Genomic DNA, 23,139 nt, shown 5'->3' with positions numbered 1-23,139 from the left:
TTGTATATTTTATCTAATTTTGTCCTACAAGTACTGACTTCATCCATTAAAATCCAGAGTACAAATAAAAATGCATTAGTTCGAGAATTTTAATTCTATGAACTAATGCATTTATAATTTTAATTATATTACTTTTTCTCTATGATAATTAGTATAGGCGATTCCTTGCTTCTGTTTAAAAAACTGTGATACATAACTCCAAATTTAGATTTAGTGAGTGATTCAAGGTATGGGCATATATTCTAGTTCCTTTATAAAATCTGCTAAATATCATATTTAAATTTTATAGATATCTCTTTCATTTCACCTTTAGAATTTTTTCTTATAGTAAATTGCTTTATATCTCTAAACTCGTTTTCTAACTGATAATTTAATTCTGTAATTGTAGCCTTTGCTTTTTTTGTTATGCCGCCATCTTCAACAACTGCAAATCTTGTTTTTCTGCAAGTTGTTTCATTGTTTACATCATCAACAATTACATAATATTCAGGTGCCTCTTCAATTACTTGATATTCTTTATTTAATGTTAGTGTTGAACAAAGATTATTATCAATACATTTAACTCTCATTTATTACCTCCATATATAAAAACTATTTAATATTTCGAAACCTTCTCTTTTTCTAAGTTAATAATACTTCATATAAGAAATTCTTTCAAATCAATGTTTATCCAAATTAGCTTATATTTTAAGCTTATATTTCAATTCTTATGGTTGTAATTGTTTTGTATTCTAAATTTTATGAGATATCGATTTTACTTCATGTTATTTGATTATATTGAATAACTTTTCTTTCTTTCTCTATAAACCAAGAATATTCCATAACAAACTAAAATTAATGCTATTAATATTTTAATATCAAATATATTTTCTCCTAAAATTATACCTGACAACAATGTTCCAAACACAGGTATTAAGAAGTTAAAAGCTGATATAATTCCAACCTTATTATATTTAAGTAACTGCGTCCACACAACAAAAGCCACTGAAGATAATAATGCCATATATATTAAAAGGCCTGTAGATATCACTGTAAACCCTTTTAGTGTACCACCCAAAACACCCCCTAAAATTGTTAGTGTAACTCCTCCTATAAATAATTGAAGCCCAGTTACTACTGACGGCTCTTGGGTCTGAGTTATTCTCTTCCCATATATTGCTGTTACAGCAAATATAGTCGCAGCTATCATTATAAAGCCTTCCCCCCTAAGAGTCACCGATGCTCCGCCCAAGGATTCTCCGTTCAAGTTTACAATTATTACACCTAAAAAACCTATAATGCATCCTATTATTTTATTAAGACTAAGTTTATCATTTTTATAAATAAAATGAGCTAAAATAATGCTTATAAAGGTACCTGTTCCGTTTATTATGGAGCCCCTTACTCCAGTAGTATACGACATTCCTACATAAAAAAATATATATTGGAGTGCAGTCTGGGTTAGTCCTAATAATGTAACTTGGCAAAGCTGCTTTTGAGAAAATTTAAATAAAGTTTTATTTTTTATAAGCTCAAATACAAGTATAAAAATGCCTGCAAGAGTAAATCTATATCCTGCAAAAACCAATTTAGAACCTAAATCATTTATGTTAAATAATGAGTATCCTACTTTAATAGATGGATAGGCACTTCCCCATAAAAGGCAACATAAAGCTGCCAAAAATACTATGTTTTTTCTATCCGTATAAAATTTAGTTTTATCCATTTTGTATATTTCTCTCCTGACTAGTATGGTAAGTCTAGCTTAATACTGCATTCCTTCTAATATCATCTAATACTTCCATTACACGAGTTGACTCATCTAAAGTTAAGTTCTCGCTTTGTAATTTTGATTGCATTAGGCAATCATGCACTTCCTTAATTTCTGCATACATATCATCAAATTCTAATTCTTCCTCGATTGTATAAACCTCATCATTATTTAAATAAATCATAGCTCTATTAGGTCTATTATAAATCGGAATTTCCATATATCCTTTTGTTCCTTTTATAATAGCGTTTCTTTCTTTATCTCTATCAATAGCTCCTTCAATAGTTCCTATTACTCCATTTTCAAAAGTTAGCGTAGCTTTAAAATATGAATCTACTCCCCACTCATTGATTTTCATCTCAGACTTAACGTCCTTAACTTCCGAATCTATCATATCCATAACAAAAGATAAAGGATAAATTCCAACATCCAATAAAGCCCCGCCTTGATTTTTATCTAAAAGATATGAACCTTCTTTAATATCTTTAACATGATTACAAAAATTAGCTTTAATAGATGTGATTTCCCCTATTTCCTTATTTCCCATTATTTCTTTAATCTGATGAATTAATGGAATAAATCTTGTTTTCATGGCTTCCATAAAGAATGTGTTATTCAATAAAGCTTCCTTTTTTATTTCTTTCATCTCTTCTGCATTTAAACCTACAGGCTTTTCACATAACACAGCTTTTTTATATCTTAAGGCTTGTATTGACCAATATTTATGAAATCCGTGAGGCAATGCGATATAAACTGCATCTAAATTATCATCATTTAGCAATTCATTATAATCTTCATAAACTTTCTTACATCTATATTGTTCATAAAATTCATCACGTTTTTCTTTTGTTTTTGAAGCGACTGCATATAGTATGCCTTCGCTTGAATTGGATAAACTCTTTGCAAAACGTGCAGCAATATTTCCAAGCCCAATAATTCCCCATTTGATCATTGTCTCAACTCTCCTATAATCTAAATTAAATAACTTTCAACACTCCTTATTATATAGGTAAATATCCTCTATATCAAACTTTTGATTATTGTATATACGTAAATCTACAATTATTTTTGTCTAAATCAAAAAATAAAATGCGGTTTTGGGAATAAGTATTTAGAAATATATTTTTAAAAGATTTAATGAAAATTCAAGCACATTCTTTTGTAATATTTACCATCCATTTCCTTGAATACATTAATTTCAATCCAATTATTAATCTTATAAGTTCTTCACTTGATAATAATAAATAAACCCATTCAATTGGAAGTTTGAATATAAATGCTGAAACAAACCCAATTGGAACTCCTATTCCCCATGTTCCAAACATATCTAAATATAAGGTGTATTTAGTTTGTCCACCACTTCTTAAAATTCCACCACCTATAATCATATTTGAAACTTTAATCCATAGTACTAATGCAAACATTATTATTAATTTGATTGTACAATCTTTTAAGTCATTTGATACATTAAATATAGCTACATATACTTTAGATAGTATAATTAATATAACTCCAAGTATTACTGCACCAACAATACCAAGGTGAACAAACTTTCTTGAATAGCTGAATGCTTCGTTATTTTTATCTTTCCCAAGCTTATTTCCTATCATAATTCCTGCTGCAACACTAACCCCTGAAAATACCCCAATGCTTAGGCTTTGTAGTGGAAATGTTAATGTCATAGCCGCAACTTCAATCGTACCTATTCTTCCATATACAATAGAATACATTGTTTCACCAAATGCCCAAAAGAATTCATTTATTAATATTGGAGTAGTTATTATCATAATTTTTTTAATGAATTCAAGTGATAGATTAGAAATTTCTTTTATTTTAAAAGCTCCCGGATATTTCTTAAAATAAATGCATCCAAACAGTATTAAGGCTTCTAAATATCTAGTTATAGTTGTGGCGTAAGCTGTGCCTTGCATCCCCATTCCTGAAAATCCAAATTTATCAAATATAAGAATATAATTTAATAAAGTATTCATCATTATTCCGAACATACCTGCAAACATAGGTAATTTAACATGATCTGTACTCCTTAAAATTGAAGAATACATAGTTATTAAAAGAATTGGTACATATCCAACTGCAATAATCTTAAGATATTCACTTCCAAGTTCAATTATTTTAGGATCATTTGTATAGCATTCTAGTACTTCAGTTGGTATCAGTAATGAAATCAATAAAAAGATCAAAGTTATCGCAAGTCCAAAAAATAAATTTCCACCAAATGAGCGTCCTATATTCTCCTTATCTTTTTTACCCCAAAATTGGGATATCATAATAGAAGTTGATGCACCAATGGCATTTAAAGTTATTATAAAAATATTGGGATATCGTGATCCAAGACCTACTGCTGCAATTGCATCTCCTCCCAATTGTCCCACCATAAATTGATCTACAATACTTAATGAAGCTTGGAATAAACTTTGAATAGAAATTGGTATTGCTATTCCTAGCATAGCACTTAAATATGAATTTTTCTTTAAAACTTTTTCAATCATACATCTCCCCCATATCTTATTCATATTATAGTAGTACACTATGTACTACTATAATAACTTTAAAACTATTTTGCTAGTATGTCAATAATTTCAATGTAAGTTTTTATTAAATTCAAACAAAAACTCATTTTTATATAAAAAAAATGTCTTAAGAATAAACTAATTTTATTCTTAAGACACGGCCTTAACTTTGTATTTCATTATACTTCTACAGATTCATCAATGTCTTTCATAGTTAATGATATTCTCTTTCTCTTTTCGTCAACTTCAAGTATTGCAACCTTTACTATATCTCCAACTTTAACAATATCTAAAGGATGTTTAACGAATCTATTAGCCAATTGACTCTTATGAACTAACCCATCTTGATGAACTCCAATATCTACAAAAGCACCAAAGTCTGATACGTTTCTAACAGTTCCAGCGAGTACCATTCCTGGTTTTAAATCCTTAAGTTCAATTATTCCTGTTTTAAGTATTGGCTTTGGCATTTCTTCTCTAGGGTCTCTTCCTGGCTTCTTTAACTCTTTTATTATATCCTTTAATGTCATCTCTCCAACTTCTAAAGTCTCACTTAACTTCTTTAAGCCTTGAGTTTCAGCTCTTTCATCAATATCGCCCAATTTATTGTTTTTAAGGTCTTCTTTATTATATCCAAGCACTTCTATTAGCTTTTTAGCTATATCGTAAGACTCAGGGTGCACTGCTGTATTGTCTAGGGGCTCCTTGCTATCATCAACTCTTAAGAACCCTGCACATTGTTCGTAAGCCTTTTGTCCTAATCTCTTTACTTTTAATAACTCTTTTCTTGAGGTAAAATGTCCAACTTCTTCTCTATAGTCAACAATGTTTTTAGCTATTGAAGCATTTATTCCTGAAATATGTGTTAAAAGTGATGGTGTTGCTATATTTAAATCAACTCCAACAGTGTTAACTGAATCTTCTACTACTCCTGCTAAAGATTCCTCTAATTTCTTAGGCGTAACATCATGTTGGTATTGTCCTACTCCTATTGCTTTTGGATCAATTTTAACCAGTTCGGCAAGTGGATCCTGCAGTCTTCTTCCTATAGAAATTGCACCCCTTACTGTAACATCTAAATCTGGATATTCTTTAGTTGCGAGTTCTGACGCAGAATAAACTGATGCTCCTGCTTCTGATACTATTACATATGCTAATTCCCTGCCAGTTTCATTTTTTATTTCTGTAATCATTTCTGCTATTACTGCTTCAGATTCTCTTGAAGCAGTTCCATTTCCTAGAGAAATAACATCAACATTATGCCTAGCTATAAGTGCCTTTAAAGTTCTCTTTGTTCCTTCAATATCCTTTTTAGGTAACGTTGGATACACAGCTGTGTTTTCTAAGAATTTGCCAGTTTCATCTAATATTGCAACTTTACATCCTGTTCTAAATCCAGGATCAAATCCCATTACTACTTTTCCCTTAATAGGTGCCTGTAATAATAATGCTTTTAAATTTTCTTTAAAGATCTTAATAGCACCTTCTTCGCCAATATCAGTTAATTCACTTCTAATTTCTCTTTCTATTGATGGATAAATTAATCTCTTCAACGAATCTCTAACAGCAAGTTTTAATTTTTCATCTAAGACAGCATTTCCTTTTAATATTTGATTTTCCAAATATTGAATTATTTTATCTTCATTAACAGTAATTTTAACACTTAATATTTTTTCTTTTTCTCCTCTATTTATAGCTAGTATTCTATGAGGTGGTATTTTATTTACTGCCTCTGAATATTCATAATACATTTCATATGGAGTTGGCTCTTCAGAGCTTCCCTTTGATTCTATGTTTCCTTCTCTTATTACAAATTCTCTTATATATTTTCTATACTTAGCTTCATCTGATATATTTTCAGCTATTATATCTAATGCCCCTTGTATAGCTTCCTCACTGCTTGCTACTCCCTTTTCTTCACTTATATACTTAGCTGCCTCTTCTTCTAAATCACCACTAAATTTGCCTTCTAAAATTAATTCTGCGAAAGGTTTTAATCCCTTCTCTGTAGCAATTGTTGCTTTTGTTCTCTTTTTAGGTTTAAAAGGTCTATATATATCCTCAACCTCTGTTAAGGTCGTTGCATTTTCTAAAGCCTTTCCTATTTCATCTGTAAATTTTTCTTGTTCTTGTATTAATCTTTTTACATCTGCTTTTCTTTCTTCTAAATTTCTTAGGTACGTAAGTCTTTCAGATAACTTTCTTAAAACTTCATCTGAAAGCCCCCCCGTCGCTTCTTTTCTATATCTTGAAATAAAAGGAACTGTATTACCATCATCCAAAAGTCCAATAACATTTTGAACTTGACTTAATTTTATTTCTAGCTCTTTTGCAATAATTTCTTCAATTGAATTCATAATTTCCTCCTGATTTGTATTAAGCATATAAAACACAATAAGTTTATAGATAATTTATCATATCCTGTGTTGGTGCATATGCTTTTAATTGTTATGCTATAGATTGTAATTAACATAACAATAATATTTTACCACATAAATTATTATTGCCATTACTATTTTTTAGTAATGGCAATAATCTCGTAATACTATTTATTTTATAGCTTCATTAAATTTCAACCCAAAACTATATTTATTTTTCCTCTATACTACTCTTAACCTTTAGTTTACCATTCTCTTTACTTATTTCTAATATTAATTTTCTTAAATCATTTCTACTCAAATCATTATACACTACAATTTCACATTTCTCATTATTCTTATAATAAAATAATCTAAGTTCTGTTGTCCTATATAGATGATTTAGAAGCAAAATTTTAGATACCTGACTGTTACTACCTATACTCGATATTCTTAAAGGATGTGTATCTAATCCCTCATAAGTTAAATAAATGTCTTTCAATTCTTCACCTGTCAAGTTTTTAATAAGTACATCTTTTGCACCTGGAACACTAAAGTACATATTTATTGCCTCCGTCATTTATTGAATAAGCATAGAAGAATGAATTCCATGAATATATGTTATTCCAATACCAAGTAATAGCATTAATCCAAAATAAATTCCTGCAAATGCTAATCTCGTTAGCGGTTTAACCTCATAATACGATTTATCAGGATTTTTATATGCAGTGACAACTTGGATAATACCTAATACAAGCAATATTAATATAATTGGATTAAAAAATTTTATAAGTGCAATTATACCTATTGGTATTCCTATAAGCCATAGTTTAGGAGATATTGCTGAAACTGTTCTCCCTCCATCAAGAGGATGAAGTGGTATAAGGTTAAATAAATTTAATATAAAACCTGAATATGCAAGAGCCATCAAAAAATCTTCTTCTAATACAAAATATAATACTAGACAAATTAATGCCCCTAAACTTCCAAGTAATGGACCTCCTATAGCTAATTTTGCTTCTGTTGCCGCATCCTTTGGTTCTTCTTTCATCCTAATTGCAGCTCCTACAAACGGAATAAAGATTGGAAGTGTTACATCTAACTTAATAATTTTTGCGCTTAAATAATGTCCCATTTCATGCACAAACAGTAATAGCACAAAACCAAGTCCGAATGCCCATCCATACATCTTCGCATATACTATAATCATTAACAGCATGGATATAAGAGTTGAAGCAAATTTGCCTAACTTTAAAAGTATTAATAAAAATTTGAATTTCATCAAAACGAAAAGGATAACAGCCTTAAATTTTACAAGAACTAAAAGCAAAGCGCCCAAAATTCCCCATATCCCTTTTTTCTTTCTTAACTTTGTTATAAAATCTTCCTTCTCATTTTCTTGATTTACAATAGGAATTTCTTTTTCCTCACTTAAATTCAAATTCTCTATTTCATTTTCATTATTATCCATAACTTCCCCTTTTCAATAATCATTTATAAAGTTTGTTTGTACCATCTATACATTTGTTCTCCCAAAAACCTGACTTTAAATAAACTTTACCTTTAATTACAAATATGATAAAAGATATAATTCCTATAGTAAACAATACTGTTCCTAGTATTGCATCAGTTGAAACACTATTTAAAGTTAAAGTAACTTTATCAGTTTTAAATCCAGTAGTTGGAATATAAAGCAGCATTACAAATAGATTGCTCATAAAATATATAAGCATAGGCATAAGTATATTCTCATATTTTATATATAAAATGCAATTAATTATTCCTAAAGCTAAAGCCCCTATAATTTCCGGGCTAAAATCAAAAGCTGCAAAAATTATAGAAGATACAATTATACCAACATAAACATTAAACTTCTTTGAGAGTCTTTTAAACAACACAAATCTGAATATAATTTCATTAACTATGGGTGATAATATAACTGAAATTATAAAGCATATTAGGTAATCAGTTACTGAATTAATAGTTAGTGAAAAATTATTTACAAAATCGCTTGCAAAAGTTGGACTAATTAAGTATATTATATAAGTTAAAAGCCTGATTGCTCCTAGATTAAGACACACAAAGAATGCGACAATCCATATACTTTCCTTAATGTTGATTTTATTTTTAAAATCCTTATATAAAAAGCCTATCTTTTCTCTAGATAATTTAAGCTTATAGGACAACATAGCCAACAGTAAAATTCCTGACAATAAACTTAAGTTATTCATATTGCTACCGCTAATTTCTCCGCCCGAATTAAATATTATTGCAATTGCTGTTATGATTAGAACTACACAGTTAATCAAGTATATTATAATAACATGCCTAATTTTAACTTCATCTAAATCGTTGTCAGATTTCAAAAAATTCAACTCCTTTCTTAATTCTTTTCTTTAGTAAATTCCTTTTATGTTAACAAGGTATATCTAATCCCGATTTATTTATGAATCACTTATTATATCTAGTATAAATATACCTAGTTAAATACTTCTTATAATAATATTAAAATAACCTTAAATATTGTATATAATAAATTCCTGTTACTGACTAACTTTTATATCTTACATCTTAGCTTTAAATGTAACAAGAGGCAAAGTTATTTCAAAGCATGTCCCCTCTTCGCTGTTAATGATACTTATACTACCATTATGCTTATTTAATATTTTCTTTGTTATAGATAATCCAAGTCCAGTACCTCCGGTTTTAGAATTTCTTGATTTATCTACTCTAACAAATGGGTTAAATATAGTTTCCCTATACTTTTCGGGAATGCTTTCACCATTGTCTGATAAAATGATGCAGAAGCAATTATTTTTAACTTTAGTCTTTATACTAATTTTATTACCTGCAGTATTGTATTTTACTTTATTATCTAAAATATTATTTATAGCCCTAGATAATTTTTCTTCATTTATCATTACGTAATAAGGCTCCTCAGCTATATCAAAATCATATTCAAACTTCTTATGCTCAAATTCAGGAATGTAATTAGCAATAATCTGCCTTATAAATTCAGACATATCTGTTTTTACTGTAACCATTTTATAATCAGAGTTATCGTACAGTGAAAATTCAAATAAATCTGTTATTAATTTATTAGCCCTTTGGGAATTTTTATTTATAATATTTAGATACTCTAATTTTTCTTCTTCATCTAAATCTCTATTATTAATTAAGGTCTCACTATATCCCAAAATAGATGCAAGGGGATTCTTTAAATCATGTGAAATATCTAAAATTAAGCTTTCTCTAGCTTTTTCTAAGTTCTCTTTTAGTCGTTTTTCATTTTGAATAGTCTCTGCCATCCTATTAAACCCATTAGCTAATTCAAGGAATTCATTTTTCTTGTCAATATCAAGACGTACATCATAGTTACCCTGGGATATTTCTATAACTCCATTCAATAATGTTTTTATTGGATTTATAAATGCACTAGAAGTTGCCTTCGCTAGAATGTATACAATAGAAAGTATTAACATTATATTAAGAAAACTCATTATCTTTACAATTATATTATGTGGAACTAGCTTAGTAATTATATTTGGTTTTGTTACTTCAGAGTAAGGAAATCCTACCACAACTAATGAATCTTCTTCTTTTAAATACTTAGTATATAATGAATATTTTGTATTATCTTTGGTCTCAATAATAGAATTATTAAAATCTGATAATGCAAACATTGTTCTAAGATCATCGTTTAATGAGCTTTTATTGTCTTTTGTTACTCCAAATAAATACATGTAACTTTGTAAATTTAAAGTTCGGAATTCCTCTATAACATTACCTCTTAAATAGGTAATGTTATTCTTGCTATTTATTTTTATGATAAAACCATTTATATCTGACAAATCTTCATCTGTTATGCTTCTATAGTCTTTAGTTAATTTGTTTTCTAATTCTGCAAAATACGAATTATATGTGCGCGGACTACATACAACCTCATATGCAACAATAGATCCTATAACAGTTATTAATAGTATTACATTAATTGCAATATATCCTAGAAAATATGTAAAAAATAATTCAGTTGTAACACTTCGTTTAATTTTTTTACCGTTCATTTATAGTAACCCTTTCGATCTTATAGCCTATTCCCCTTATGGTTTTTATGTATATAGGGTTCTTAGGGTCGTCCTCTATTTTTTCTCTAATATGGCTTAAATGAACCATTATATTGTTGGAATCACCGAAATAAGCATCTTCCCATACTTCTTCGTAAATTTGTTTCTTAGTAAACACCTTACCTAGGTTAGAAACTAACAACTTCAAAATCTTAAATTCCTTCGGATTTAAATCTATCTTTTTATTTCCTTTATAAACTTCAAAAGTTTCAGTAAATAACTTTAAATCACCTGTTGAATATATTATATCTTTATGTTCAGCATACTTATAACATCTTCTGAGATTAGAAGCTACTCTAGCCGATAATTCAATTGGACTTATAGGTTTTACTAAATAATCGTCAGCACCAAGTCCTAAGGCTAAAACTTTGTCTGAGTCATTTCCCATTGCAGTAATGCAAATTATAGGAATAGTAGAAACAGCTCGTACCTTTTGTATAACCGAAATACCATCAACATTAGGCATCATTATATCTAATAAGATTAAATCTATCTTTTCATTTTCAAATATAGTTAAAGCTTCTCTTCCATCAGACGCTTCATAAACTTCATAATTTTCTTTTCTCATATGCAGGGATATAAGATTCCTAATATCTTTCTCATCTTCAACTATCAGAATATTCATAAACTCAACTCCTCTTTTAATTATGAGTATATTTTATCATATATTTATACTTTTTTAGGAATTATTTTCATTCAATTTTATCAATGGGTATACAACAAATGTATTGCCCTAATAAAAAACTAACTGTATAATTATTATGTAAATATTTACCAGAGGTGGTGGAGTTATGATTAAAAATGTTAGTAAAATATGCTCTTTTTCACTGTTATTTTTACTTTCAGTTATTGCTTTGAATGAATTTCAAATAATGAGCTATTCTAGTAACCTTAAAAATATATTTTACTTTATAACTTTAATTTTGATTATGTTTTCATCTGTCACGACGCTTTTGACAAACAAGTCCGGTTTTTTTAAATTTGTCAGTGTAGTTATTATGGCAGCACTAGTGGCTGGCGGCGTTATGTCAATACTAAAACCTGGACTAAATATATTCTTATATGTTTGCGTAATTCTAATAACAATATATTCATTAATTGATATCTTTTATAAAGCAGTATAAATTTATGAAAAAAGTAAAAAAATTTAAGAGCTAAGTTTATCCGCTTAACTCTTAAATTTATTATTTGATTCTTTATTGATATTTTAAATATGCATTAATAAACATATCTATTTCACCATCCATTACTGCTGTGACATTTGATGTCTCCACATTAGTTCTATGATCTTTAACCATACTGTATGGATGGAATACATATGATCTTATTTGACTTCCCCAGCCCATATCTTTTAATTCTCCAGTTAAATCCTCAATCTTTTCCTTATGCGCTCTTTCTTTTAACTCAACTAATTTAGATTTAAGCATTTCCATAGCTGTATCCTTATTAGCAAATTGACTTCTTTCGTTTTGACATTGTACAACTATCCCGGTAGGCAGATGAGTAATTCTAACTGCTGAATCAGTTTTATTAACGTGCTGTCCTCCAGCACCTCCTGACCTGTACGTATCTATTTTTAAATCGTCAGCTTTTATATCTATATCCTGCTCTTTTGTAAGCTCTGGAAGTACCTCCATTGAAGCAAAAGATGTTTGTCTCTTACCATTAGCATTAAATGGCGAAATTCTAACTAATCTATGAATTCCTTTTTCAGCTTTTAGATATCCATATGCATACTCTCCATTAACCTTTAGCGTAACACTCTTAATTCCAGCCTCATCTCCAGGAAGTAAATCTAAGGTTTCAACACTATAACCTTGCTTTTCACACCATCTTGTGTACATTCTTAAAAGCATTTCTGTCCAATCGTTAGCATCAGTACCACCGACACCAACATGCAATGTTAAAATAGCATTATTTTTATCATATTCTCCAGATAGAAGTACTTTCATATTATAATCTTCAATTTGAGTTTCTATGTTCCTTATTGTATCAATTATCTCATTCGCAGACTCTTCATCATCTTCTTCCATGATCTCTTTCAATACTTCAACATCCTCAACTTGTAATTTCAGTTTATCATAATTGTCAATTTTGCTCTTTATGACTTTACTTTTCTTTGTAACTTCCTCTGCTCTTTTGGTATCATCCCAAAAACCTGGCTCTTGCATTTGACATTCTAATTCATGAAGTTCTTTTTCTAAACCTCCTCTGTCAAAGTGAAGCCCCCATTTCTTCTATAGATTTTTTTATGTTAGGAAGCTTTACTAATTCTTTTTCAAGCTCGATAATCATCTAATCACCCCATTCTATCAGTTTACAGTTAACAAGTAGCAGTTAACAGTTTATAAAGAAATCCTTTTAGTACTTCCTTAATTCTAATTTATAATTATTCTTAAAATTTCTAACAAGATGCTTATTCATTACATGAAATAATAAAAATCGTTACATACTATTTTGTAATTATATCATACTTATCGCAATCCTATTCAATAAATAATTCACGTTGATAAAAATTCCGCAGAAATCTAACTTTAATTGCTACTTAATTAATAACAACATTTTTTAAATCTCTACGGAATTTATTATACCATTATTTATTCTTTAAAAAAACTCCTTAGAGTTTTTCACCTTAACTGTTAACTGCCAATTGTTAACTGAATTAAACTTCTCTTCCACAGCAATTTTTATATTTTTTTCCACTGCCACATGAACATAATTCGTTTCTTCCATGCTTTTCAAGATTTCTAACAGGAGCCACTGGTCCTGCACTTGGTCCACCTGAAGGTCCAGCTCCAGGTTCTCCTGGATTCCCTGGACCTATTGGTCCTCCTGGTCCTACAGCTGCGCTTGATGCATCTGCATGAATAGCTGCAGTTTCTTGAGCAACTCTTACTCTCTCAGGAGCAACTTCTATCTTAACACGGAATAATAGCTTAATTGTTTCTTCCTTGATTGCTTTAATCATTTCATTAAACATTTCGCTACCTTCCATTTGATACGCCTGAACTGGATCAATTTGCTTAAATGATTGAAGTCCAATACCTTGTTTTAAATGGTCCATATTATCTATATGATTCATCCATTTAGTATCAACCGCTCTTAAAAGTACAACTCTTTCAATTTCTCTTAGTCTTTCTGCACCAAATTCTTCTTCTTTTTGATCATAGAATTTTCTTGCAATTTCATAAAGATTTTCAATTATTTCTTCATTAGACATATTTTCAAGACTAGGTAAATTAACTGTACCTGGTGCTATGCAAATATCTTGTAGCGCCACCATTAAGTGTAAGAATTCTTCCCTATAATCTTCTGCTTCACCTGTAATATGAATATTAACAGCTTCTGCAATAATATCTTTTGTCATCGATAATATTTCTTCTTTTACATCTTCACCTTCAAGAACTTCTGATCTTTGTTTATAAATAACTTCTCTTTGTATATTCATTACATCATCATAACCTAATAATGTTTTTCTTATATCAAAGTTATTACCTTCAACTTTCTTTTGAGCGTTTTCTATAGCCTTTGAAACCATTTTACTTTCAATGGCTTCTTCTTCTTGAAGACCTAATCTTTCAACAACACCTTGAATCTTTTCTGATCCAAATATTCTCATTAAATCATCCTCTAATGAAATAAAGAATGTTGATTCACCTGGGTCTCCTTGTCTTCCCGAACGTCCTCTTAATTGGTTATCTATTCTTCTTGATTCATGTCTTTCAGTACCAATAATCTTAAGACCACCAAGCTCAACTACACCTTCACCAAGCTTAATATCAGTACCTCTACCAGCCATATTAGTAGCTATAGTAACCATTCCCTTTTCACCAGCATGGCTTATTATCTCAGCTTCTTGTTCATGGAACTTAGCATTTAATACTTGATGTGGTATTCCTTTTTTCTTGAGCATGCTTGAAACAAGTTCTGACTTTTCAATACTTACTGTCCCAACAAGCACTGGTTGACCTTTAGCATGAGCTTTTTCTACTTCTGATGCAACTGCTTTTATTTTTCCAAGCTCTGTACTAAATACTAAATCTGGATTATCTTTTCTTGCTATTGGTTTATGTGTTGGAATAACAACAACGTCTAATCCATAAATTTCTCTAAATTCATTTTCTTCTGTTAATGCGGTACCTGTCATACCAGATAACTTTTTATACATTCTGAAGTAATTTTGGAATGTAATAGTAGCTAGGGTTTTTGATTCTCTTGCGATCTTAACTCCTTCTTTTGCTTCTATTGCTTGGTGAAGACCATCTGAATATCTTCTACCTTCCATAAGTCTTCCTGTAAATTCATCAACAATTATTACTTCGCCATCTTTAACCATATAATCTTTATCTCTTCTCATGGCAAAGTTTGCTTTTAAAGCTTGAGTTACATAATGTTGCAATTCTATATTTTCAGCATCAGCATAGTTACTAACTTTAAATGTTGCTTCTGCTTTTCTAACGCCTTCATCAGTTAGCATTACTGCATTGGCTTTTTCATCTCTTGTAAAATCTCTTTCTGCAACTAATTTCTTCGCAAAATAGTCAGCAACCTTATAGAATTCAGTAGATTTTTCTCCTTGACCAGAAATTATAAGTGGAGTTCTAGCTTCGTCTATTAAAATCGAGTCAACTTCATCGACTATGGCAAAATTTAATGGCCTCTGAACTCTTTCTTCTTTATAAACCACCATGTTATCTCTTAAATAGTCAAATCCAAACTCATTATTTGTTCCATAAGTAATGTCTGAAGCATACGCTTCTCTTCTTTGATCATTATTTAGCTCATGTACGATAACTCCTGTAGTCAATCCTAAGAAACCATATAATTGACCCATTTGTTCCATATCTCTTTTTGCAAGATAATCATTAACAGTTACTATATGAACACCATTTCCACTTAAAGCATTTAAGTATGCTGGTAATGTTGCAACTAAAGTTTTACCTTCACCTGTTTTCATTTCCGATATTCTTCCTTGGTGAAGTACCATTCCTCCCATAAGCTGTTCATCATAATGTTTCATCCCTAAAACTCTTGTTGACGCTTCTCTTATAACAGCAAATGCTTCTGGTAAAATATCATCTAGAGTTTCTCCATTTGCTAATCTTTCCTTGAACTCAGAAGTCTTAGCTTTTAATTCCTCATCTGAAAGCTTTTGCATTTCTTCATCTAAATCATTTATTTTTTGTATAATTGGTTTAAGTCTTTTGACTTCTCTTTCACTATATGTTCCAAATAAGGCATCTAATAGTCCCATAATGTCATCCTTTCAAAATTGTATATTTCATCTTTATTCCAAAATATATCTTTAATTTTTTTATAAACTACATATTCTATAATTATACCATTTTACTTATCCTATTTTCAATAAAACTCATCATTTTTATATTAATTCCCAAATAAAATGACTAATATTAATTTTTTATTAATAAATTAATCATGATTTATTAATATTCATACTTAACGAACAAAAAAACTATCTAAGGTACACACATAAACTGTGCACCTTAGACAGTTATTTCTTAATTTTCTTTATATAAACTCAGGTTCTAATAAACCGTAGTCTCCATCTTTTCTTTTATAAACAACATTTACTTTATTGCTATCTGCATCTTGATATACAAAGAAATTATGTCCTAATAAATCCATTTGAAGTATTGCTTCTTCAGAGTTCATTGGTTTAACTCCAAATTTCTTTACTCTAACTAAATTACCATGTTCCTCTTCAGGTGAATTAATTTCTATATTATTTATTTCACCAAATTTTAATGATCCACTATGTTTTCTAGACAATCTAGTTTTTTGCTTTCTAATTTGTCTTTCTAATTTATCTTCTACCAAGTCTAATGACTTGTACATATCAGAAGTTGCCTCTTCTCCTCTTAATACTACCCCATTAAATGGAATCATAACTTCGATTTTATGTCTATTTTTTTGAACGCTTAATGTAGCTTTAGCTTCTACTTCTACTTCAAAATACTTTTCCAATTTGCTTACCTTTTTTTGCACTATTTCCTTTAGTGCATCTGTTAGCTCCATATTTTTTGCTATAACTGTAACCTTCATCAATTCCAGCCCCTCTCATATGAAAAAGTTTTTTAAACTTAATATGTTTAAGTTATTAATATTCTATCACTTTTTTGCAAACTTAACAAGAGAGTTATCAGTAAATTCTGAAAATTATGTACAAAAAATGACTCTAATCTTAGGTACTAGATTAGAGATATTCTACAAATTTACTTATAATTTTTATGTTTAAATAAAAGTAAAGCTAGTTGACCTGGTTTTTGACCCCACACTCGCCTGCTGGAGCTTTCGCTATTAGAATTTAATCCCTCACTACTAACCCTCTCAGAATACAATCTGGCAGGTCTTACTTCTATACCGCACCATGCTCCTTAGACATTTTGTCTAAATTACGTGGATCGTTTTGCCTGCGACTAGCTTCGACTTTCAACCACAAACCTAGCTTTACATTAATATTATATATGACTTTTAGCTAAGGTCAAGAGTTTTATGTCTTTTACTTTAGATTTTATTAATAATTTATATGCTTCGCCAATGGTTGCTCCCGTAGTAGTCACATCATCTATTAGTATAATACTGCAACCTTTCAATTCTATTCCTTTCTTCACTTTAAAAGCATTTTTTATATTTTCGTATCGTTCGTCTCTTTTCAGTGTTTTTTGTTCTTTTGTTTCTTTATCCTTTACTAAAACTTCCAGAGCTTCAATAGATAAATCTCGCGCTATTTTCCTCGCAATGTACTCACACTGATTAAATCCTCTAATTTTTTTAGATTTTTTTGATAAAGGTATATATGTAATTAAATATTTTTTATAATCTAAGTTTTTAATAATATATTCTTCTAATAATTCCGTGAGTATATCCCCTGCTGTAAAATTGCTCTTATATTTAAATTTAAGTATTAAATCCTTTAACACCCCTCCATAATATCCATAGCTTATTATCTCATCCTGATATAAATCACTTATAATTTTTATACTCTGTTTACAGTGATTGCATATCCCAAAACAATCATCCTCTTTACATATAATGCAGTAATTTTCCCTTGGGTATATTACTTCAATTAATCCTTCCCATAACTTTCTTATAATTCTATTAAACGTTTTTCCCATACTTTTTTATTGAAATCTCTTGCCATACTTTTTGCCTTTTCCATATCTTCTGATACTTCATTTGATACTAAAAGAACCTCTGGTAACTTTAAATTTATATTTCTTATTTGGCCACAAATATATATAAACTTTTTATAGTTATACCTTTCATTATCAGAAAATAAAACCACAGCATCATCAATATAACAATTTTCAAGTAACTCCTCTATTTTATTAGTTATTATAAATATTGCCTTATCCTTGTATTTTGATACTTTTTCACATTTTTTAATATCATCGTTACTTGAAACTTTTATTATTCTTACATCTGAAAGCTTTAACTTATTAATAAAATAATCATTGACTATATTAAGCTTCTCTCTACTAGGTACATAGATAGCTACTTTGTGATTATTTTCTCTGAACCACTTAAGATAATCATAAAGAGTAAATGGTATATCTGAATTCAAATCTATTCTAGTTGTTAGTATTCTAGGTTCTACAAAAGGTTTTTTGTAATTATATGCTGCCAATTCAAACTTGTCACCAATTAATGCCATCTTTTCTATGCTGTATAACAACACTCTTTCCCCAAGACTTCCACAATTCTCTAGCATCTCCCTTACACTTACACTGCTTAGATTTGAAAAATATGTTATGTCATCAAAAATAACTAAATCATATTGATCATCAATCTTTACCAGATTATTATAATGTGTAAAAGTAAGATTTGTACTTGAGTTTCCCTTTTCAATGTAAGAATGAGTTATATTCGAATCAAATTCTCTTACTACATTTATCAGCTCTTTGTTCTCTCCATTTTTTCCCCAGACGTATAGTACTTTATTGTCATTTTGAGTGAGTTTATATATTATATTTGAAAAAATACATGATGTATTAAACGGAACTGTAATTATAGTTAAAAATTTTATGTTTTTCTTATACCAATAATCTATCTTATCAAAAGCGTATTTTAAATCTTCTAGAGTTACTTTACATATATTCCTCATACACCCTTATCTCCTTTCAATTAATCTTCAAACTCATCTTTTGTTATTATATCCCTAATTCTATATTTCAAAGCAGAATATCTTTCTATACTATTTGTATTATTAACCATATACATTAATGCCTTTTGAAATCCAATAACAACTACTAATTGTTTAGCCCTTGTAATTCCTGTATAAAGTAAATTACGATTCATTAGAAAAGGAGATCCCATAAATACAGGAATAATAACAACCTTAAATTCACTTCCCTGACTTTTATGAATTGTTGTTGCATACGCCAAATCTAATTCATCCAAAAAGTTAAAATCATAAAGTACTTTTCTTTCTTCATCAAATATAATAGTTAAAATTTTTCTTTCTTCATCTATACTTTCTATAAAACCTAAATCACCATTAAAAACCCCAACACCTTCACTTTCGCCAAAGCCGCTAACCCTGATCCATTTTAAAGTGTAGTTATTCTTAGTTTGCATTACTTTATCTCCTTCTCTAAGAATTATATCTCGAGAAGTTTTTTCTTTTTTATCCTTTGAAGGCGGATTAAACATTTCCTGAAGTTTAGTGTTTAAATTAGTAACCCCAAGTATTCCTTTCCTCATAGGTGTTAGAACCTGCATATCTTTCAACTTATCCCAGGATTTATTAAATTTAGGCAATCGCCTATTTATTAAATCTATTATGGTATTTACAATTCTCTCTTGGCTTTCCTCATTAATAAAGAAGAAATCTTTATCCTTTTGATTTAATACCGGCATCTCCCCTTGATTAATTTTATGTGCATTTACTACAATTAAACTTTCTGATTCCTGCCTAAAGATTTCTCTTAACCTTACTACTTTTATATATTCACTCTCTATAAGATCTTTTAATACATTTCCTGGGCCAACAGATGGCAATTGATCGACATCCCCAACAATTATTAATCTTGTACCTAAGTTTACAGCTTTAAGTAAATTCTGCATTAGAATGATATCAATCATGGATGCTTCATCAATTATTATTACATCACAGTCTAAAGGGGATGACTCTCCTCTCTCAAAAACTGATTCATCATCTTCTGAAACCCCCATTTCTAATAGCCTATGTATTGTTTTAGCTTCCCGGCCAGTTGATTCAGTCATTCTCTTTGCTGCTCTCCCTGTTGGTGCTCCAAGTATTACTTTCATACCATTATTCTCATAAATATGTATTATCGCTTTTATTATTGTAGTTTTACCTGTACCAGGACCACCTGTAATTATTTCTATCCCATTATTAAATGCGCCAATTATTGCTTCTCTTTGAGATTCTGCAAATTTAATATTTTGCTCTTTTTCAAATACATCAATTTCAAAATCAACATCTGAATTTATAGTTTGTATTTGCTGCAATCCCAAAGTTATTATTTTGCTTGTTACACCAAGTTCACAATAATAATATTGAAGTAAAAATCCAACTTCACTGCCATCAACGTTTTCCACAATAATTTTTTGCTTCGCTGCCATATCATATATATTTTTTTCAATTAACTCTTTAAAAACCAGTAAGTTTTTCTCACACTCTTCTATTATATTGTTTTTAGGCATAAATGTGTTACCTGCAGCGCAAAATTGATTCATTACATACTTAATTCCACTTTGAATTCTAAAATCAGAATTCTTTTCAATTCCTATGCTCATAGCAATTCTATCCGCTGTTTTAAATCCAATACCTGATATTTCATCACATAATATATAAGGGTTATCACATACTATCTGCCTTGCGTTTGGTCCAAATTTCTTATAAATTTTGACACATTGATTATTTGTTACCCCGTGTTTATGAAAATATAGAATTATATCTTTTAATCCTTGCTGTTCAATATATGACTCATATATTATCTGAAATTTTTTCTCTCCTATACCTTCTATCTCCATTAGCCTTTCAATATTATTCTCCATTATATCTAAAGTTTCTTCACCAAACTTTTCTATTATCTTTTTAGCTGTGACAGGGCCTATTCCATGTATTATTCCTGCACTCAAATATTTTTCTATTCCATCTAATGAATTTGGTAGAAGTTCCTCATATTCTTGAATATTAAATTGATTTCCAAATTGCTTATGTACAGTCCAGTATCCAGTTAATTTTACATTTTGTCCTTCCTTCAAAAAAGGAACTGTGCCAACAGCACTAATTAAATTTTTATCATTCCTAATTCTACAAACGACATAACCAGTATCCTCACTTTTAAAAACAATGTTTTCAACAAAACCATTTAGAACTTCCATAGAATCTCTCCAAATCTTTTATGTATATTTATTTAATGACCTATTCAAGTTTATCTATCTTTAATTATATCATAAATGTATTTACATAATATACAAACAGAGAACTTCGCTACACCTTTGAATAATAGGAATTTGAAAATAACCTGCTGAAGTAATTTAAAGGTAGGTTGTTCTATTTTGCCTGCCACGATAAATATCGAGAACATGCATAAATAGAATAACCTACCTTTTAGTAACTTCCAGTGAAATTTTCATGATCCTATGAAACAAATATGTGGCGAAGTTCGGCCAGCATGCACATAAGAATAGTTTTCACTTAAGTATCTATATATACTTTTTTATTTCTTCTACTTTATTTAATTGTTCCCAAGGTAAATTAAGATCATTTCTACCAAAATGTCCATAAGCAGCTGTTTGTTTGTAGATAGGTCTTCTTAAGTCAAGATCTCTAATTATAGCTCCTGGTCTTAAATCAAATACTTTCTCTACTATTTCAACTATCTTATCTTCTCCTATTTTACCTGTTCCGAAAGTTTCTACTTCTATTGAAACTGGTTTAGCAACTCCTATTGCATATGCTAATTGAATTTCTAATTTATCAGAAACTCCAGCAGCAACTAAATTTTTAGCTACCCATCTTGCAGCATATGCAGCTGATCTATCAACCTTAGTTGGATCTTTTCCTGAGAAAGCTCCACCACCATGTCTACCATATCCACCATATGTATCGACAATTATCTTTCTTCCTGTTAACCCTGAATCCCCTTGAGGCCCCCCAACAACAAACCTTCCTGTTGGATTTATGAAATATCTAGTTTTATCATCTAATAATTCTGCTGGCACAACAGCTTTAATTACTTGTTCTTTCAAATCTTTTTCAATTTGTTCCAAGGATACATGTTCATCATGTTGAGTAGATATTACTATAGTATCTATTCTCTTTGGCTTTTCATCTTCATATTCAACCGTTACTTGAGTTTTACCATCTGGTCTTAAATAACTTAATGTCCCATTCTTTCTTACTTCTGTAAGTCTTCTTGATAATTTATGAGCCATATAAATTGGTAATGGCATATATGCATCTGTTTCGTTTGTAGCGAAACCGAACATCATACCTTGATCCCCAGCACCTATAGCTTCAACATCATCTTTTTCACCTTTTCTAGATTCAAGAGCTTCATCAACACCCATTGCGATATCTGCTGATTGTTCATCTATTGTTGTCATAACAGAGCATGTATCACAGTCAAATCCATATTTAGCTCTATCATAACCAATTTCTCTAACTGTTTCCCTAACTACTTTAGGAATATCAACATAGCACTTAGTTGAAATTTCTCCCATTACCATAACCATTCCTGTAGTTGTGCAAGTTTCACATGCTACTCTGGCATTTGGGTCTTGTGCTAAAATGGCATCTAATACACCATCTGAAATTTGGTCGCACATCTTATCTGGATGTCCTTCTGTAACTGATTCTGAAGTAAATAATCTTCTCATTTTTTTCTCTCCTTAACTTAAATATTTACTAATATTTTTTTATATAACTCTACTCATCCTGAAACCTATACATCTATTTATCAAACTATTAAATAAATGAAACTTTAATTTTATAAAAATATTATTTAAATTAATAGCCATCAAAATATTTCACTTTTTCAATGAAGTATGCGCATACTTAAAATAAAAAAGCTCTTCGATAAGAAGAGCGCGATTTTAACAATCATTTTCTTATCTTGTAGAATCATATATCTACAGGAATTGGCACCTTATATTAATACAGGTTGCCGGGTTTCACAGGGCCCTATCCCTCCACCTCTCTTGATAAGAGTTACATAATTTAATTTTCAAAAATATTTTATCACAGCACCCATAATTAGTCAATATTATAACTAACTACTATTCTGCTTATATTTAATAAAAAGAATAAACATAGTTTATTCTTTTTGGTGGAGGAAGATGGATTCGAACCATCGAAACGAAACGTAACAGATTTACAGTCT

The 23,139-nt window shown here is 29.7% G+C and carries 18 protein-coding genes and 1 riboswitch; of the genes, 1 reads left to right on the top strand and 17 read right to left on the bottom strand.

Annotation, left to right across the window (positions count from 1 at the left end):
* Window positions 1–263: 263 nt before the first annotated feature.
* The 10 genes from COL3_RS00090 to COL3_RS00045 all read right to left on the bottom strand — a co-directional run bounded on the left by COL3_RS00090 (window position 264) and on the right by COL3_RS00045 (window position 11,387).
* Entirely contained in the window at window positions 264–569 is a 306-nt protein-coding gene (locus tag COL3_RS00090; protein ID WP_008428767.1) for a hypothetical protein, read from the bottom strand.
* A gap of 203 nt (window positions 570–772) precedes the next feature.
* Window positions 773–1,705: a DMT family transporter gene (locus tag COL3_RS00085; protein ID WP_008428768.1), complete on the bottom strand. Its 933-nt coding sequence runs from the start codon at window positions 1,703–1,705 to the stop codon at window positions 773–775.
* Window positions 1,706–1,739: 34 nt separating this feature from the next.
* A complete protein-coding gene (locus COL3_RS00080) occupies window positions 1,740–2,702 on the bottom strand; it encodes a Gfo/Idh/MocA family oxidoreductase (protein WP_008428769.1) in 963 nt (320 codons plus the stop codon).
* 193 nt (window positions 2,703–2,895) lie between these two features.
* A complete protein-coding gene (locus COL3_RS00075) occupies window positions 2,896–4,260 on the bottom strand; it encodes an MATE family efflux transporter (RefSeq protein ID WP_008428771.1) in 1,365 nt (454 codons plus the stop codon).
* Between the two features lie 200 nt (window positions 4,261–4,460).
* Window positions 4,461–6,638 (bottom strand): Tex family protein, encoded by a 2,178-nt coding sequence (locus COL3_RS00070; protein WP_008428772.1) that lies wholly within the window; start codon window positions 6,636–6,638, stop codon window positions 4,461–4,463.
* Between the two features lie 232 nt (window positions 6,639–6,870).
* Window positions 6,871–7,200, bottom strand: coding sequence for a hypothetical protein (locus COL3_RS00065; RefSeq protein WP_008428774.1), 330 nt, complete (start codon window positions 7,198–7,200; stop codon window positions 6,871–6,873).
* An 18-nt stretch (window positions 7,201–7,218) separates the two neighbouring features.
* Window positions 7,219–8,109, bottom strand: coding sequence for a site-2 protease family protein (locus COL3_RS00060; protein WP_008428776.1), 891 nt, complete (start codon window positions 8,107–8,109; stop codon window positions 7,219–7,221).
* 19 nt (window positions 8,110–8,128) lie between these two features.
* On the bottom strand, window positions 8,129–9,004 hold the full coding sequence (locus COL3_RS00055; RefSeq protein WP_008428777.1) for a CPBP family intramembrane glutamic endopeptidase: 876 nt from the start codon (window positions 9,002–9,004) through the stop codon (window positions 8,129–8,131).
* A 198-nt stretch (window positions 9,005–9,202) separates the two neighbouring features.
* Window positions 9,203–10,702 (bottom strand): HAMP domain-containing sensor histidine kinase, encoded by a 1,500-nt coding sequence (locus COL3_RS00050; RefSeq protein ID WP_008428779.1) that lies wholly within the window; start codon window positions 10,700–10,702, stop codon window positions 9,203–9,205.
* Entirely contained in the window at window positions 10,692–11,387 is a 696-nt protein-coding gene (locus tag COL3_RS00045) for a response regulator transcription factor (RefSeq protein WP_008428781.1), read from the bottom strand. The genes COL3_RS00050 and COL3_RS00045 overlap by 11 nt, the downstream gene beginning before the upstream one ends.
* Before the next feature lie 373 nt (window positions 11,388–11,760).
* Here COL3_RS00045 and COL3_RS29475 point away from each other — a divergent pair, with 373 nt between their 5' ends.
* On the top strand, window positions 11,761–11,886 hold the full coding sequence (locus tag COL3_RS29475; RefSeq protein WP_278286603.1) for a hypothetical protein: 126 nt from the start codon (window positions 11,761–11,763) through the stop codon (window positions 11,884–11,886).
* A 72-nt stretch (window positions 11,887–11,958) separates the two neighbouring features.
* On the opposite strand, the gene prfB is transcribed toward COL3_RS29475, so the two are convergent.
* From prfB to metK, 7 genes are all read right to left on the bottom strand, one after another.
* Window positions 11,959–13,057, bottom strand: a protein-coding gene (gene prfB, locus COL3_RS00035) for a peptide chain release factor 2 (RefSeq protein WP_099716531.1) whose coding sequence is annotated in 2 segments (ribosomal slippage) — window positions 11,959–12,978 and window positions 12,980–13,057 — 1,098 coding nt in all. Because the reading frame shifts where the segments join, the coding sequence is not laid out codon by codon here.
* Between the two features lie 367 nt (window positions 13,058–13,424).
* Window positions 13,425–16,016 (bottom strand): preprotein translocase subunit SecA, encoded by a 2,592-nt coding sequence (secA, locus tag COL3_RS00030; RefSeq protein WP_008428789.1) that lies wholly within the window; start codon window positions 16,014–16,016, stop codon window positions 13,425–13,427.
* Between the two features lie 275 nt (window positions 16,017–16,291).
* A complete protein-coding gene (gene raiA / locus COL3_RS00025) occupies window positions 16,292–16,825 on the bottom strand; it encodes a ribosome-associated translation inhibitor RaiA (protein WP_008428790.1) in 534 nt (177 codons plus the stop codon).
* A gap of 416 nt (window positions 16,826–17,241) precedes the next feature.
* The gene (locus COL3_RS00020; RefSeq protein ID WP_008428792.1) at window positions 17,242–17,898 is read right to left on the bottom strand and encodes a ComF family protein; all 657 of its coding nucleotides are present in this window, start codon (window positions 17,896–17,898) and stop codon (window positions 17,242–17,244) included.
* Window positions 17,871–18,887 carry a hypothetical protein gene (locus COL3_RS00015; protein WP_008428795.1) on the bottom strand — a complete coding sequence of 339 codons (1,017 nt, stop codon included), beginning with the start codon at window positions 18,885–18,887 and terminating at the stop codon, window positions 17,871–17,873. The genes COL3_RS00020 and COL3_RS00015 overlap by 28 nt, the downstream gene beginning before the upstream one ends.
* A gap of 20 nt (window positions 18,888–18,907) precedes the next feature.
* On the bottom strand, window positions 18,908–21,136 hold the full coding sequence (locus COL3_RS00010; RefSeq protein ID WP_008428797.1) for an ATP-dependent RecD-like DNA helicase: 2,229 nt from the start codon (window positions 21,134–21,136) through the stop codon (window positions 18,908–18,910).
* Window positions 21,137–21,460: 324 nt separating this feature from the next.
* On the bottom strand, window positions 21,461–22,636 hold the full coding sequence (gene metK, locus COL3_RS00005; RefSeq protein ID WP_008428799.1) for a methionine adenosyltransferase: 1,176 nt from the start codon (window positions 22,634–22,636) through the stop codon (window positions 21,461–21,463).
* A gap of 228 nt (window positions 22,637–22,864) precedes the next feature.
* Window positions 22,865–22,967, bottom strand: a riboswitch (SAM riboswitch).
* Window positions 22,968–23,139: the final 172 nt, after the last annotated feature.

It is taken from the genome of Clostridium sp. LS, assembly GCF_002760435.1.
In the GTDB taxonomy this organism is placed as follows: domain Bacteria; phylum Bacillota; class Clostridia; order Clostridiales; family Clostridiaceae; genus Clostridium.
The sequence above is the reverse complement of the archived record's forward strand: the minus strand, read 5'-3'. Positions and strand labels throughout refer to the sequence as shown.

Coding starts and splice junctions, on each gene's coding strand:
- raiA (WP_008428790.1), bottom strand. CDS start 16,825: ATGAAGGTTACAGTTATAGCAAAAAATATGGAGCTAACAGATGCACTA.
- secA (WP_008428789.1), bottom strand. CDS start 16,016: ATGGGACTATTAGATGCCTTATTTGGAACATATAGTGAAAGAGAAGTC.
- COL3_RS00065 (WP_008428774.1), bottom strand. CDS start 7,200: ATGTACTTTAGTGTTCCAGGTGCAAAAGATGTACTTATTAAAAACTTG.
- COL3_RS00075 (WP_008428771.1), bottom strand. CDS start 4,260: ATGATTGAAAAAGTTTTAAAGAAAAATTCATATTTAAGTGCTATGCTA.
- COL3_RS00080 (WP_008428769.1), bottom strand. CDS start 2,702: ATGATCAAATGGGGAATTATTGGGCTTGGAAATATTGCTGCACGTTTT.
- COL3_RS00010 (WP_008428797.1), bottom strand. CDS start 21,136: ATGGAAGTTCTAAATGGTTTTGTTGAAAACATTGTTTTTAAAAGTGAG.
- COL3_RS00015 (WP_008428795.1), bottom strand. CDS start 18,887: ATGAGGAATATATGTAAAGTAACTCTAGAAGATTTAAAATACGCTTTT.
- COL3_RS29475 (WP_278286603.1), top strand. CDS start 11,761: ATGGCAGCACTAGTGGCTGGCGGCGTTATGTCAATACTAAAACCTGGA.
- COL3_RS00070 (WP_008428772.1), bottom strand. CDS start 6,638: ATGAATTCAATTGAAGAAATTATTGCAAAAGAGCTAGAAATAAAATTA.
- COL3_RS00050 (WP_008428779.1), bottom strand. CDS start 10,702: ATGAACGGTAAAAAAATTAAACGAAGTGTTACAACTGAATTATTTTTT.
- COL3_RS00085 (WP_008428768.1), bottom strand. CDS start 1,705: ATGGATAAAACTAAATTTTATACGGATAGAAAAAACATAGTATTTTTG.
- COL3_RS00090 (WP_008428767.1), bottom strand. CDS start 569: ATGAGAGTTAAATGTATTGATAATAATCTTTGTTCAACACTAACATTA.
- COL3_RS00060 (WP_008428776.1), bottom strand. CDS start 8,109: ATGGATAATAATGAAAATGAAATAGAGAATTTGAATTTAAGTGAGGAA.
- metK (WP_008428799.1), bottom strand. CDS start 22,636: ATGAGAAGATTATTTACTTCAGAATCAGTTACAGAAGGACATCCAGAT.
- COL3_RS00020 (WP_008428792.1), bottom strand. CDS start 17,898: ATGGGAAAAACGTTTAATAGAATTATAAGAAAGTTATGGGAAGGATTA.
- COL3_RS00045 (WP_008428781.1), bottom strand. CDS start 11,387: ATGAATATTCTGATAGTTGAAGATGAGAAAGATATTAGGAATCTTATA.